At 32.8% G+C, this 14,721-nt stretch carries 12 protein-coding genes; all 12 read left to right on the forward strand.

The window, feature by feature from the left end:
- Position 1: 1 nt before the first annotated feature.
- The 12 genes from AC58PQ_RS04660 to AC58PQ_RS04715 all read left to right on the forward strand — a co-directional run bounded on the left by AC58PQ_RS04660 (position 2) and on the right by AC58PQ_RS04715 (position 14,699).
- A complete protein-coding gene (locus AC58PQ_RS04660) occupies positions 2 to 1,822 on the forward strand; it encodes a polysaccharide biosynthesis protein (protein ID WP_497240806.1) in 1,821 nt (606 codons plus the stop codon).
- 57 nt (positions 1,823 to 1,879) lie between these two features.
- The gene (locus AC58PQ_RS04665; RefSeq protein ID WP_497240807.1) at positions 1,880 to 2,512 is read left to right on the forward strand and encodes a sugar transferase; all 633 of its coding nucleotides are present in this window, start codon (positions 1,880 to 1,882) and stop codon (positions 2,510 to 2,512) included.
- A gap of 72 nt (positions 2,513 to 2,584) precedes the next feature.
- Complete coding sequence (locus AC58PQ_RS04670) at positions 2,585 to 3,790, forward strand: glycosyltransferase family 4 protein (RefSeq protein ID WP_497240808.1); 1,206 nt, start codon at positions 2,585 to 2,587, stop codon at positions 3,788 to 3,790.
- A 7-nt stretch (positions 3,791 to 3,797) separates the two neighbouring features.
- The gene (locus AC58PQ_RS04675) at positions 3,798 to 4,898 is read left to right on the forward strand and encodes a glycosyltransferase family protein (RefSeq protein ID WP_497240809.1); all 1,101 of its coding nucleotides are present in this window, start codon (positions 3,798 to 3,800) and stop codon (positions 4,896 to 4,898) included.
- A 59-nt stretch (positions 4,899 to 4,957) separates the two neighbouring features.
- A complete protein-coding gene (locus tag AC58PQ_RS04680; protein WP_497240810.1) occupies positions 4,958 to 6,232 on the forward strand; it encodes a hypothetical protein in 1,275 nt (424 codons plus the stop codon).
- 10 nt (positions 6,233 to 6,242) lie between these two features.
- Positions 6,243 to 7,505, forward strand: coding sequence for a glycosyltransferase (locus AC58PQ_RS04685; protein ID WP_497240811.1), 1,263 nt, complete (start codon positions 6,243 to 6,245; stop codon positions 7,503 to 7,505).
- A 29-nt stretch (positions 7,506 to 7,534) separates the two neighbouring features.
- Positions 7,535 to 8,551, forward strand: coding sequence for a polysaccharide biosynthesis protein (locus AC58PQ_RS04690; RefSeq protein ID WP_497240812.1), 1,017 nt, complete (start codon positions 7,535 to 7,537; stop codon positions 8,549 to 8,551).
- A 1-nt stretch (position 8,552) separates the two neighbouring features.
- Positions 8,553 to 9,662: a capsular polysaccharide biosynthesis protein CapF gene (locus AC58PQ_RS04695; RefSeq protein WP_497240813.1), complete on the forward strand. Its 1,110-nt coding sequence runs from the start codon at positions 8,553 to 8,555 to the stop codon at positions 9,660 to 9,662.
- 3 nt (positions 9,663 to 9,665) lie between these two features.
- Entirely contained in the window at positions 9,666 to 10,796 is a 1,131-nt protein-coding gene (gene wecB, locus AC58PQ_RS04700; RefSeq protein ID WP_497240814.1) for a non-hydrolyzing UDP-N-acetylglucosamine 2-epimerase, read from the forward strand.
- A 49-nt stretch (positions 10,797 to 10,845) separates the two neighbouring features.
- A complete protein-coding gene (locus AC58PQ_RS04705; protein WP_497240815.1) occupies positions 10,846 to 12,051 on the forward strand; it encodes a glycosyltransferase in 1,206 nt (401 codons plus the stop codon).
- Positions 12,052 to 12,076: 25 nt separating this feature from the next.
- Positions 12,077 to 13,168 (forward strand): polysaccharide pyruvyl transferase family protein, encoded by a 1,092-nt coding sequence (locus AC58PQ_RS04710; RefSeq protein WP_497240816.1) that lies wholly within the window; start codon positions 12,077 to 12,079, stop codon positions 13,166 to 13,168.
- Positions 13,161 to 14,699 (forward strand): hypothetical protein, encoded by a 1,539-nt coding sequence (locus AC58PQ_RS04715; RefSeq protein ID WP_497240817.1) that lies wholly within the window; start codon positions 13,161 to 13,163, stop codon positions 14,697 to 14,699. The genes AC58PQ_RS04710 and AC58PQ_RS04715 overlap by 8 nt, the downstream gene beginning before the upstream one ends.
- Positions 14,700 to 14,721: the final 22 nt, after the last annotated feature.

Raw genomic sequence — 14,721 nt, forward strand, 5'->3', positions numbered from 1 at the left:
CGTGAAGTTTGGCAGCAAAAATATAATACTCGTTTTGCTCGATATGGTTCTGATTTGGATGAGCGTTTTGATTGCCTATTTGTTGAGGTTTGAATTGCATATTCCTAGCACGTATATGAGACAATGGATGGAATATTCCGCAATATCCATGGTTATTGGATCAGCCTGTTTGATCTACTTCAAGATGTATAGACGCGTATGGGAATATGCAAGTATAGGCGAAGTTATTTCGATCGTCAAAGCAGTCGTAGCTACCTGTACGCTGTCTTATTTCGTTATGCTTGTGTTACACGAGACAAATGTTCCATTCGCTGTCTACGTCAGAGTGGTGGAGAACATGATTCTTATTATAGGAGCCAGTCGTTTTGTCTGGAGAGTGGTTAGAGATAAGTACTATAAGAAGAAAACAAACCAACGGAAAGCGTTAATTATTGGTGCAGGAGACTGCGGGATCTTAATTGCGAAAGAGTTGAAATTTAATTCAAAATCCCCTGTTTACCCTGTTGCCTTCGTTGACGATGACCCATCCAAGTATAAGCATTTGATCATGGGTCTCCCTGTGCTAGGCAACCGTAATGAGATTATTCGCATTGTAGAAAATAACGAAATTGATGAAATCATTATTGCGATGCCATCTGTTTCTAAATTGGAAGTATCTGAAATTATTGCGATTTGTAAGCATACCAAAGCCAAAATGAAGATCATTCCTAAGATCAATGATTTGATTGAAGGCAAAGTCACCATTAATGCCATTAGAGATGTGCAAGTGGAGGATTTGCTTGGTCGCGACCCGATAAACATTGATCTAGAAGGCATTGCCAATTATGTGCAAGGTAAAGTTGTTCTAGTGACAGGTGCTGGTGGATCCATTGGTTCTGAGCTGTGCAGACAGATTGCACCATTTCATCCAAGTAAGTTAATCCTGTTGGGGCATGGTGAGAACAGCATTTATCTAATCGAGAAAGAAATACATAGACTTTTCCCTGCTTTGAAAATAGAGCCCGTGATCGCAGATGTCCAGGATTTGGACCGGATGAAGGACGTTTTTCAAACCTTTCAGCCTAAGGTTATTTTCCATGCAGCTGCCCATAAACATGTTCCCCTCATGGAGCGCAATCCAGCTGAAGCTATTAAGAATAACGTCTTCGGAACCCGAAATGTTGCAGAATGTGCACATCAATATAAGGCCGAGAGATTTGTTCTCATTTCAACAGATAAAGCCGTCAACCCTACAAGCATCATGGGGGCAACCAAGCGTATTGCGGAGTTAATCATCCAGAACCTAGATCTCGTCAGCGAAACCAAATTCGTAGCCGTACGCTTCGGTAACGTTCTCGGAAGTCGCGGGAGTGTTATCCCGCATTTCAAAGAACAGATCGCCATGGGCGGCCCTGTATCCGTCACCCATCCAGAGATGGTGCGTTACTTCATGACCATCCCTGAAGCTGTTCAGCTAGTTATTCAAGCAGGTGCCTTCGCACAAGGCGGGGAAGTCTTCATTCTGGATATGGGCGAGCCTGTTAAAATCGTAGACCTTGCCACAGACCTCATTCGCCTATCCGGCTTCGAGCCTGGGGTAGACATTGAGATTGAATTCTCAGGCATCCGGCCTGGAGAGAAGCTGTATGAAGAACTTCTTCTTAGTGAAGAAGGACTAGGCAACACGAAGCATGATCGAATCTTCGTAGGTAGCCCAGTGGCGATAAGCCAAGGAGAGCTTTCACTTGAGATATTGAGGTTGGAGCAAGTCATAGCGGAGAAGCAAGGCAAAGTTCATGATGCGATGAAGAACTTGGTGCCGAGTTTTAGTCAAGTCGGTTAATGGGATTTAGAAAGTAAATTTGATATTACAAAAACGATCGTAAGGGAGTAATATGATATGTATCTAAAAATTAAGAGATTCATCGATATATTACTGTCGATAATCGGATTAATAATCTTATTTCCAGTATTTTTGGTGCTAATTATTGCGATCAAATTAGATTCAAAGGGGCCCGTGCTTTTTAAACAAAAAAGAGTAGGCATTCATAAAACTCACTTTTACATACTGAAATTCCGTACTATGCGAATTGATACGCCTAAGGATACCCCAACACACCTACTAGAGAATCCTGATAAATACATAACGAGAATGGGCAAATTTTTAAGAAAGACTTCTCTTGATGAGATTCCTCAAATATGGAACATTGTCGTAGGGCAGATGAGTATCATCGGCCCTAGACCTGCATTATGGAATCAATATGATTTGATAGCAGAACGAGATAAATATGGGGCAAATGATATTGCACCTGGACTTACAGGCTGGGCCCAAATTAATGGGAGAGACGAGCTCCCTATAAACATTAAAGCGAGTTTAGATGGTATATACGTTCAAAATATGAGTTTGTTATTGGATGCGAAGTGTTTTCTTAAAACTATCGTAAGCGTAGTGAGAACGGAAGGTTTTGTTGAAGGAAGAAATGAACTTAAATCTAATGAACTGATATCTGCTAATACGAAAATTCCTCACTAGGTAATGTAGAATGAAATATAAAAATTAGAAATTAGGTGAAATTAAATTCTTCATTGAAGGAGAATCAATATTATGAAAATACTCTTTATTACAACGGAGGGATTTGATACTCCTGGACCTAATAACCAAATGGCTATGGTAATGATTAATGATTTCTTATCCGCAGGATTTGAAGTTCATTTAATTCAAAGCAGACGTAAAAGGATAAACTCCGACATACCTAGCTCTCTGCAGGGGCGAAAAGGCTTCACATATGACATAGTAGATCGATCAGTAATTGATAAAACTCGATTTTTTAACAGATATATAGACGAGGCGACTTATGCTATTACTAGTTACAAGAAGTGGAGAAAAGTTAAAGACGTAGATGTTGTATTTTTACAATCTTGTCCAACAGTAGTCTACCAATTGATTATGCTCAAATTATTTAATAGAAAACCCATTGTATACAATATATACGATGTGTTTCCGGGCCATGCTTTTGATATTGGGGTCATGAGAAATAAAACAATATTTAACTGTCTTAGATTTATTCAGAAATATACTTATAAGATGAGTTCAGTTATTACTGTTCTTTCTGAGGATATGAAAGATAAGGTAATAGCGCAAAAAGTTAACCCGAAAAAAATAAGAGTTGTTCCTGCATGGTATGATGATAAGGAAGTTAAGGAAATACCACTGGAGAGTAATAAATTTATTAAAAAGTATGATATTCCAACTGATAAATTCTATATCCAGTTTGCTGGTACAATAGGATATGTGTTTAATTATGAAGCAATTATTGAAGCAGCTACTATATTAATGAATGAAGAAAATATCGTATTTCAAATTATAGGCGATGGAAATGTTAAACAAACATTTATGGATGAAGTGAAATCACGGAATTTAAATAATATACAATTTTATCCATTACAGCCGATCGAAATAGTCCCTGATGTGTATAGTGCTTGTTCAATTTGTATTATCCCGCTTAGAAAAGGAGTTATCGGCAATGGTGTACCAAGTAAAGCACCGCTGCTTATGGCTTGTCGACGTGTAATAATAAATTCAGTCGAATCTGAGTCTCACTATTTCAAAATGTTTAATGAAAATGCTATTGGCATTTCTGTGCCAAATGATAATCATCAGTTGCTTGCGAAAGCAATAATTGATTTATATTATCAACCTGGGAAAATAGATGAAATGGCTAATAAAGCTAAAGAATTTGGTGAATTAAATTATACGAGTTCTATTAATACAAAGAAATTTATTGATATTTTCAATGAGCTTTTGAGGTGAGATTAACATGAAGATACTTTTGATTGGTTTCACAAAGTTAGCTTATATGCCTTATATGAATTTTTATTTAGAGCAGTTAACAAAAACAGAAAATGATATTCATCTTTTATATTGGAATAGAGATGAACAAGAAGAGATTAAATTACCATATGATATTAAATTACATGAATTTAAATTATTCCAAAAGGATGAAGTTTCAAAAATAAGGAAAATTAAGAGTTTTATAAAATTCAGAAAATACGCTAAGCAGGTATTACTTGAAACTGAGTATGACCTTGTGATAGTTATGCATACCATTCCTGGTGTGCTACTCTATAAATTATTGTTTAAATTCTATCCTAAGAAATATATTTTAGATTACAGGGATGTCACTTTTGAAAGCATTGGATTTTACAAGAATATAATTCATCGACTAGTAGATCACTCTAGTGCCACTTTTGTTAGTTCAAATGCATTTAGAAAATATTTGCCGCAAAATGAGCGGATTTTTACCACGCATAATCTATTAATGGATTCACTAAATCATAGACATGTTCGGAATGAAAATTCTAGGGATTATGCTCCTATTAGAATTAGATACTGGGGATTTATTAGGCATGAAGAAATTAATAAAATATTAATTTCTAGACTAGCCAATGATTGTCGTTTTGAACTTCACTATCATGGAAGAGAACAAGAAACTGCAACTAATTTAAGAGCATACTGTGAGAACCTTGGTATCAACAATGTATATTTTCATGGGGAGTATAAGCCTGAAGAGAGATATCATTTTGCAAAAGTGACTGATATTATTCATAACATATTTGAAAATGATCTCACAATGAAACCTGCAATGGCAAATAAATTTTATGATGCGGTAACATTTTATATACCTCAGCTCTGCAACGTTGGATCTTATATGGGAGAACAGTTAGATTCATATAATATTGGGTTGAAGTGCAATCCACTTGATAAAGATTTCGCAGATAGTATTTATGAATATTACTCATCTATTAAGTGGGAGGAATTCGAACTAAATTGTAATGAGAAGTTAAAAGAGATATTAGTCGAATATGAAAATGCGATCGAGATGATTTGTAAAGTTGTTAGTTTAGAGTCTGTATTGTAAAAAAATATGTATTTAAAGCTTGGGGAATTTCTTTATTTGGTTTACTGGAGGACATTAATTTGCTTAATAGAAAAGCAGTTAAAATGAAAAATGATAGTCTTAATATAGAATGTAAAGAGAAAATAAGTTCTTACGTTATTGTATTTCTTCTGATATATATAACTTCTTCTTATTATTTTAGCGTTTCTGATTTAGTTCCTGGGATAGTTGCGGTCTTAATGTTATTTGGTGTTTTAGTTATAGGTGTATTCTTGAATATTAAAGATATTAATACTAATTTTAATATTAAAAGCTTTTTAGTACTATTACTTTTATTTATTGTTGCACTCACATCTGCACTAATAGAGGGAGCAGGAGTATACCATCATGTAATTTTATTATTTGCAGTAATTTCAGGTTATCTTTTTACTCTTTCACACTCATTTAGCAGATTTATCTCAATATATCTCAAGGTGATGTACTTTATAGCAACAATTTCTCTAATTGTTTATGCAGTAGTAATAATTTCACCCTCAATATTAACTTTTACACCAATAATTGGTCAACGAGTGGGGATGAATGTCCATAACTTGTTTTTTTCAATAGCTTTGCCTGGAGCTGAATTCAACAGAAATTATAGTTTTTTTTGGGAACCAGGGGCGTTTCAGACATTTCTCAATTTTGCACTAATATTTGAATTATTCCTAATGAATAAAGTAAGGAAAAAATATGTATTTATTTTTGTTATTACAATTATTACAACTTTCTCTACTACTGGTTACTTTGCACTTGGACCAATATTACTTGCATATATTTTCAAAAGCAAAAAAATGGTAATCGAGTATAGGAAAATCTATATATACAGTATCACTCTTATTTTAGTAAGTTTTATGACTTTGAAATTTATTCCAGATGAATATAGTCGACTGTTATTTGGTAAACTTAATGGCTTGTTTTCTGAAGGCGGAAGTTCCAATTTTTCTACTTCTGTAAGGATGAATGCCATTGTGTACCCTTTTTGGGAATTTATAAAATCTCCATTTGTAGGTATTGGTTATGAAAAATATTTAATGTTGGCAAAAGAGAAATTAAACACCATGCCAACGTGCACACCGATTAATTGGTTTACTCTATTCGGAATGCTTTGGGGAATACCATGTAACTATTATTATTTGAAGAATGTTGTTAGAATCGATTCTGGTTTAGTTTCAAAGTTTTTACTTTCAGTTTCGTTGATACTTGTAATAATGAGCGAAGACTATATAAGGATTGCTTTTATTTATGTACTTATTTTTTATGGAGTAGGCGATATTAAAGCTAATAAAAGTAACTTAGTTGATAGTAACTCTCAATAAGGGGGCAATTGTGGAAAAGATATTATTCTTAATTGGTGAAAAGTTTTCAGCTAATGGAATTTGCGCAGACGTCGTTATGAGAGAATTGCAAAGTAAAGGATACGAGGTTTATTGCATTACAAACCAAGAGTTAAATCAGAGCAAGAATGAGCTAATAAATGGGATACATATCAATAGAATTAAGCCGCGCTTAACTTATAGAATGAATAACTGGTGTAATAAACATTCTGGAATTATTTCTAACTTAGTTTCTAAACTGACATTTATCTTAAATAAGATTAAATTGATTGGAAGTATTCCTACTTGGCCCTTGATCTCACCAATGTATACTTTACGGTTTTATAATGCAGCAAATAAAATGTATAAACTCGAAAATTATGATTGTATCATTCCAATTTATACACAAATTGATACTTTGATTGCAGGATACCTTATTAAAAAAAAATACCCAAAAGTCAAATATGTACCTTATTTTTTAGATTCGTTATCAGGAGGATACGGCCCAAAAAATTTCTCGAAGAGATGGGTAATAAAAAGAGGATTATTATGGGAGCGCAAATTATTAAATAATGCTGATAAATTTATTGTAATGAATTCTAGCGAACAACATCATAAGGAATACAGTAAATTAGAAAAATACTACTCAAAGATGAGTATATTGGATATTCCACTACTTGTTGAAATGAACAATGATTTAACAGAGACTACTAATCTAATTGATAAAAACAAAATTAACATAGTATATGTTGGTTCAATTCCTCATCATATTCGTAATCCAAAGTACTTTTTAGATGTATTTAATCGACTGAATTTGCACAACTGTTCACTCACAATAATTGGGGCTAATACTTGTCCTGAAATATTACGAGAAGCACAATTAAATTCTAAATTAAATAACATTGAAGTTTTAAAACCAATTTCACATGCAGAGGCATTAAACGTATTGAAAAATGCTGACTTTTTGTTGAATATTGGAAATAACATTGCTTCAATGGTTCCAAGTAAAATCTTTGAGTATATGTCAATTGGGAAACCAATTATATCAACGTATCCGATCGATGATGAACCTAGTTTAACTTATTTGAAAAGCTATCCGAATAAATTGTTATTGAAAGAAAATTGGGATCAACTTGACGAAGACGCTCTGGAGTTGGAGAATTTTATAAAAGAAAAAAATGGTAAATATGCAACAATTGATGAATTAAAACAAAGCATGTATAAAAATACACCACAAGCATTTGTTGAAGAAATAGTGAATTTATTAGGCGAATAAAATGACAATACTAGATAGGGGTATTAAATATGTTTAAAAATAAAACTTTATTAATTACTGGTGGAACTGGTTCATTTGGAAATGCTGTAATGAAGAGATTTTTAGATACAGATATAAAGGAAATTCGTATTTTTTCACGCGATGAAAAAAAGCAAGATGATATGCGAAACCTATATAAACACGAAAAGTTACGGTTCTATATCGGAGATGTGAGGGACTTAGCTAGCGTTAAGAATGCGATACATGGCGTTGATTACATATTCCATGCTGCAGCACTTAAGCAGGTGCCTTCTTGTGAATTTTTTCCTTTAGAAGCAGTAAAGACAAACGTAATTGGAACAGACAATGTTCTCACAGCAGCAATTGAAAATGCAGTTGAGAAAGTAATTTGTTTATCCACTGACAAAGCAGCTTATCCGATCAATGCGATGGGAATATCTAAAGCAATGATGGAAAAGGTTTTTGTAGCAAAATCCAAAATTGTAGATCCAGCGAGAACACTAATTTGTGGAACCAGGTATGGTAATGTGATGGCTTCAAGAGGTTCTGTAATACCATTATTTGTGAATCAAATCAAAAATGGGCAAACATTGACCGTAACTGACCCAAACATGACTAGGTTCTTAATGAGTCTTGAAGAAGCTGTCGAACTTGTAGTGTTTGCTTTTCAAAATGCAGAGGCCGGAGATATTATGGTTCAAAAATCACCTGCTTCAACAATCGGAGATTTAGCACAAGCTCTCAAGGAGCTATTTAATGTAGATAATGAAATTAAAGTTATAGGAACTCGACATGGTGAGAAACTTTACGAAACACTTCTTACTAAAGAGGAATATGTGGTATCAGAAGATTTAGGTGGATTTTATAGAGTTCCTGCAGATAAAAGAGATCTGAACTACGATAAGTTTTATCTAGAAGGTGATGAACAGCTTTCATTTGATAATGAGTATAATTCTCACAACACAATGAGATTAAATGTTGAGCAAATAAAAGATAAGTTATTAATGTTGGATTTTATTAGAGATGAGTTGAAAGGCTGGAATTAGAATGAATATACTTGTAACTGGTGCTAATGGTTTCTTTGGGAAAAACCTAGTTGCAGAATTGAAAAACTGTAAAAATCATCATGTTTTTGAGTATTATAAAGATTCGAATCCTACATTATTAGAAGAGTACTGTGGAAAAGTCGATTTCGTATTTCATCTTGCAGGAGTTAATCGCCCAATTGACAATTCTGAGTATATGGACGGCAATTATGGTTTTACTTCACTGCTCCTCGATACTCTAAAAAAAAATAATAATACTTGCTCAGTTATGTTTGCGTCTTCTACTCAAGCAGCGCTGAATAATGACTATGGAATTAGTAAAAAAGCAAGTGAAGATTTGCTTTTTAATTATGTGAATGAAACAGGTGCACATGGACTTGTTTATAGGTTTCCGAATGTTTTTGGGAAATGGTGCAGGCCTAATTACAACAGCGCAGTTGCAACGTTTTGTCATAATATTTCACGTGATCTCCCAATAACAGTAAATGATCCAAACGTATTATTGAATTTAATTTATATAGATGATGTCGTAAAAGAGTTAATAAATGCATTGGATGGTAAAGAAAATAAGGTTAATAAATTTTGTGAAGTTTCAGAAGTGTATACTATTAAACTTGGAAATATAGTCGAGCTACTCCGATCGTTTAAAGAGAGTCGCGAAGAGCGTTCTATCCCTGATATGTCCAATGAATTTATTAGTAAATTATATAGTACTTATTTAAGTTATTTACCAGAAAATCAATTTAGTTATGATTTGAAAATGAATATTGATAATAGAGGTTCATTTACTGAGTTTCTGCGGATGCCAGATAGAGGTCAGGTCTCAGTAAATATCTCAAAACCCGGAATAATTAAAGGAAACCATTGGCATCATTCAAAAAATGAGAAATTTCTAGTAGTAAGCGGTAGAGGGGTAATTCGTTTTAGAAATGTATTTTCAGATGAAGTAATTGAATATTTTGTAAGTGCTGAAAAGATGGAAGTGGTAGATATCCCTACAGGTTATACACATAACATAGAGAATCTTGGTGATACCGATATGGTAACTGTGATGTGGGTTAATGAATGTTTCGATCCTGAATTTCCGGATACTTATTACCAGGAGGTGTAGTTCATGAAGAAACTAAAAGTAATGACAGTCGTAGGTACTAGACCAGAAATAATAAGATTGTCTGCTGTTATTAATAAATTAGAAAAGTCAGTTGCTATTGAACACATCCTTATTCATACAGGACAGAATTACGATTATGAATTAAATGAAATATTTTTTGATGATTTTAAACTCAGAAGACCTGATTATTTTCTAAATGCGGCTATTGGCACAGCTGCAGAAACAATAGGTAATATATTTATTAAAATAGATCCACTAATGGAACAATTACGACCAGATGCTCTCTTGATACTAGGCGATACTAACAGTTGTTTATGCGCTATTGCTGCAAAAAGAAGGCATATTCCAATCTTTCACATGGAGGCAGGTAATAGGTGTTTTGATCAAAGAGTTCCTGAAGAGACAAATAGGAAAATAGTTGATCATGTTGCAGATGTTAATTTAACTTATAGTGATATTGCAAGAGAGTATTTACTTAAAGAAGGTTTGCCCGCGGATAGAATAATAAAAACTGGAAGTCCAATGTTTGAAGTAATTAATTCTAGAAGAGTAGATATTGAAAACTCTCAAGTTCTCGAAAATTTAGATCTTAAAGAAGGCGAGTATTTTGTAGTCTCTGCACATAGAGAAGAGAATATTAACTCGGAAAAAAACTTTATGAATTTGGTAGATAGTTTAAATGAAATTGCAGACAAGTATAAATTACCTATTATTGTAAGTGCACATCCTAGAACTAAAAATATGATTAATGCGAATGAAATTAATTTCAATCCACTAATTAAGATTATGAAACCATTAGGTTTTAATGATTATATAAAACTTCAGATTAAGTCTAAAGCTGTATTGAGTGATAGTGGTACAATAAGCGAAGAATCTTCTATCCTTGGTTTTAGAGCTCTAAATATTAGGGAGGCTCATGAACGACCAGAAGCAATGGAAGAAGCAGCGGTTATGATGGTAGGACTTAAGAAAGAAAGGATCCTACAAGGATTAGAGATACTTGAAACACAACTTGAAAATAAAGTAAGGATGGTATCAGATTATTCCATGCCAAATGTCTCGGAGAAAGTGCTAAGAATAATACTTTCATATACTGATTATATAAATAGAACGGTTTGGGGAATCAGCCAGTAGAAACTTGAAATTAAAGAAAATAGATATCTCGAAGTGTGAAGGTGCTCAGATGAGAAAAAAGAAAACAATTGTTCATATTAATTCTGTGAGTTTTGGTAGCACAGGAAATATTATGAGGAATATATCAAGGTCAGTTTCTGAGAATGGAGATATTTCGTATGTTTCATACGCAAATGCTCGAACAAATAAACAAGTCGAAGTTGAGAATAATATATTAATTGGGAATATTATTGAAAGAAATATTCATATAAAGTTAGCGTATTACACTGGATTGAATGGTTGTTTTTCGGGTTCGGGAACAAAAAAATTCCTTAGTAAATTAGATGAATTATGTCCGGATATAATTCATTTGCATAATTTGCATAATTGTTACTTAAATTTAAGGATGTTATTTGATTACATTAAAAAAAAAAATATTAGTGTAGTATGGACATTGCATGATTGTTGGGCATTTACTGGACAATGTCCGCATTTCACATCTGTAAATTGTAATAAGTGGATTGATGGATGCTTTAAGTGTCCTCAAATTAAAGAGTACCCAGCAAGCTATGTAGACAGAACAAAGTTAATGTACAACTTGAAGAAGGATTGGTTTACAGGAGTGGAAAATCTGACGATAGTGACCCCTTCGAATTGGCTCGCTGGCTTAGTTGAAAAATCATTTTTAGGAAAATATCAAATCAAGGTCATTAATAATGGTATTGATTTAGAAATTTTTAAACCTACAGAAAGTAATTTCAAAGTTAGATATGGTTTGCAGGAGAAAACTATTCTATTAGGTGTAGCAAGTGTTTGGAATAAAAGTAAGGGTATTGATATCTTTATGCAGTTAGCCAATAGATTGGATCAAAGCTATTCAATAGTTCTAGTTGGACTATCTCCTGAGCAAATTAGACTTCTTCCCAATAATATTATTGGTTTGCCGCCTTGCAGAAGTGAAGAATTGGCTGAAATATATTCAGCTGCAGATTGGTTTGTTAATCCCAGTATGCAAGAGACAATGGGATTAGTTACATTAGAAGCATTAGCTTGTGGAACACCAGCAGTGGTTTCGAATTTGACTGCTGTGCCTGAAGTTATTGATAGTGGTTCTGGCATTATTGCGGAGGAGTATGATGTTGATACCTTTTATGAAATTCTGACTAACTCATCGCGCAGTATTTTGGCGGAATCCTGCAGAAGAAGGGCAATGAATTATGATTTGAAAACTAAATACAATGAGTATCTTGAACTATATAACCAAATATTGATTTAGAGGAGTTAGAACTGAAGGAGCGAATATGAAGAAAATTGGTATAATTACATTCCATAGAAGTATAAACTATGGTGCAGTATTGCAAGCGTATGCTTTAAAAACAGTAATTGCTAAACTAGGGGCACATTGTGAGGTTATTGATTACAAAAATCCATATATTGATGAAATTAATAAAATAAAACTATTTGATTTCAAGAGCATCAAGGTTTTTATCAATGGAATATTAACTTATTTTTATAAAAGAAAGAAATTTAATAAGTTCCTTGAATTTCGCGAGTTATATTTACATGATAATGGAAAGAGGGATTTTAATAACTTCAGTTCTACATTTGATGCTTATATAACTGGTAGCGATCAAGTATGGAATCATAGTCTATCTAATTTCGACACTACATACTTTTTAGAATTTGTAACAGAAAATGGAAAAAAAAATTCCTATGCTGCAAGCTTTGGTTTCACAGATATCCCCCAAGAGCATATTGAAAAATACAGAAACTTATTGGGAAAGTTTAATAAAATATCCGTGAGAGAAGAACAAGGGAAGACAATAATTGATGAACTATTACATCGAGATACAACAGTTGTACTAGACCCTACTTTGTTATTAGATCTAAACGATTGGAAAAAGGTTTTTGGAATTTCAGCGTCTACAAATGACAAGAAATTTATTCTTTTGTATTTGATGATTCCAGTCAAGGATATTATTGAGTTTACTGAAAACCTAGCTAAAGAAACTGGTTGCGAAATTATTTATGTAACAGATCGTTTAATTCGTAAAAATAACGCAACGTACGCTAGATCACTCTCACCAATTGAATGGGTTGAATTATTTATCAATGCAGAGTATGTTGTAACGAACTCATTTCACGGTGTTGCTTTCTCAATTAATTTTAATAAGAAATTTTTTATGGGATTGCTTCCTGCATCTGCGAATGTAAATTCAAGGTTGGAAAATATTATTGGTCTGTTTAATTTAAAAAACCGAGAAATTAAAAATGCTATTAAAGATAATTTTTTGGAAGAAATCGACTATGCGGAAGTTAATGAAATTTTAGAAGAGGAACGCAAAAAATCTATAAATTATTTAAAAAGTATTGTCAGAGAATCATATGAATAGAACTAAATTATTTTTTTATAACTCAGTTTCTATGGGAATTAACCAACTAGTAGTTATGTTTTCAGGTGTTTTTTTAACAAGGGTAATGTTATATTCATATGGCTCTCAAATTAATGGATTAGTCACTTCTATAACTCAGTTTTTCGTTTTTTTTACTCTAATAGAGGCTGGTCTTTCAGGAGCTGCAGTATATGCCCTTTACAAGCCGTTAGCTGATAATGATCATCGACAGATAAATGGAATTTTATCTGCAACCAAAAAATTCTATACTCAATCTGGATATGTATTTCTATTTTTAACCGTAGGGTTGGCGTGCATTTATCCAATGTTTGTGAAGGTAAATACTCTTGGATTCCTGAGTATGAGTATTTTAGTCTTAGTAATAGGGATGAATGGTACGTTGGAATTCTTTACTCTTGCGAAATTCAGGGTGTTATTAACTGCCGATCAAAGAATGTATGTTATTTCTATTGCTTCAATAATATATATTCTTGTTAATTCAGTATTTATTGCAGTTTTGGCTCATTTTAAAGTGGATATAGTGATTCTGCGAATAGTAACATTATGTTCGATATTCATAAGGTCTTTAATCCTAATTATTTATGTGAAAAGAAAATATAAAAAAGTAAATTATAAAGAAGTGCCTAATATGCATGCGTTAGCAAAGAGATGGGATGTATTATATCTTCAAGTACTGGGTGCAATTCAAATTGCTTCACCCGTAGTTATAATAACGATTATAACAAAAGATGTGAGTTTAGTTAGTGTATTTTCCATATACTACATGGTAATTACAGGGATAAACGGCATACTTAGCATTTTCGTGAGTGGACTTTCAGCTTCGTTCGGAAATGTAATTGCAAAAAATGAAAAAGGAACTTTACAGAAAGCATATAGTGATTTTGAGTTTTTTTATTATAGTTTGATAACAATTGTTTATGCGACCACTTTTATAACTCTAATGCCCTTTATTCGTTTGTATACTTCAGGTATCAAGGACATTAACTATGATCTACCATTGATCGGAATGTTATTTGTGATTAACGGTATATTGTACAATATTAAAACTCCACAAGGGATGCTAGTTGATTCTGCCGGAATGTATAAAGAAACAAGAATTCAAACTACAATCCAAGGTGCAATTACAATAGTTGGTGGAGTAATATTAACTTCGTATTTAGGCATTGCTGGAGTACTGGTTGCATCCATCTTATCAAATATATATCGTGATATTGATTTGATGATATTCATTCCTAGACATGTGACGAAATTACCCATCAAAAAAACATTATATAGGATAATTAGAATATTTTTATGTTTATTTGTTATTTATATCCCCTTTTATTTTTTTGATATCCAATCTAAAAACTATTTATCATGGTTTTTCACTGTGACATTAGTAGGATGTTATGCTCTATTGGTTGTTATTATTAATGGTTATTTTTTCGATAGGTTACATATGTCAAGTGTAGCTAGAAGAATATTTTTAATTATTTCAAAACAAAGAATAAAGCATTCCAACATTAATTGAATAATCTAGAATAACTTGGTGG

It is taken from the genome of Paenibacillus sp. J22P143 (genome assembly GCF_059692035.1).

What these genes read in the sequence shown, in the direction of transcription:
- AC58PQ_RS04665 (WP_497240807.1), top strand. Translation starts at nt 1,880, where the DNA reads ATGTATCTAAAAATTAAGAGATTCATCGATATATTACTGTCGATAATC.
- AC58PQ_RS04690 (WP_497240812.1), top strand. Translation starts at nt 7,535, where the DNA reads ATGTTTAAAAATAAAACTTTATTAATTACTGGTGGAACTGGTTCATTT.
- AC58PQ_RS04695 (WP_497240813.1), top strand. Translation starts at nt 8,553, where the DNA reads ATGAATATACTTGTAACTGGTGCTAATGGTTTCTTTGGGAAAAACCTA.
- wecB (WP_497240814.1), top strand. Translation starts at nt 9,666, where the DNA reads ATGAAGAAACTAAAAGTAATGACAGTCGTAGGTACTAGACCAGAAATA.
- AC58PQ_RS04705 (WP_497240815.1), top strand. Translation starts at nt 10,846, where the DNA reads ATGAGAAAAAAGAAAACAATTGTTCATATTAATTCTGTGAGTTTTGGT.
- AC58PQ_RS04710 (WP_497240816.1), top strand. Translation starts at nt 12,077, where the DNA reads ATGAAGAAAATTGGTATAATTACATTCCATAGAAGTATAAACTATGGT.
- AC58PQ_RS04675 (WP_497240809.1), top strand. Translation starts at nt 3,798, where the DNA reads ATGAAGATACTTTTGATTGGTTTCACAAAGTTAGCTTATATGCCTTAT.
- AC58PQ_RS04670 (WP_497240808.1), top strand. Translation starts at nt 2,585, where the DNA reads ATGAAAATACTCTTTATTACAACGGAGGGATTTGATACTCCTGGACCT.
- AC58PQ_RS04715 (WP_497240817.1), top strand. Translation starts at nt 13,161, where the DNA reads ATGAATAGAACTAAATTATTTTTTTATAACTCAGTTTCTATGGGAATT.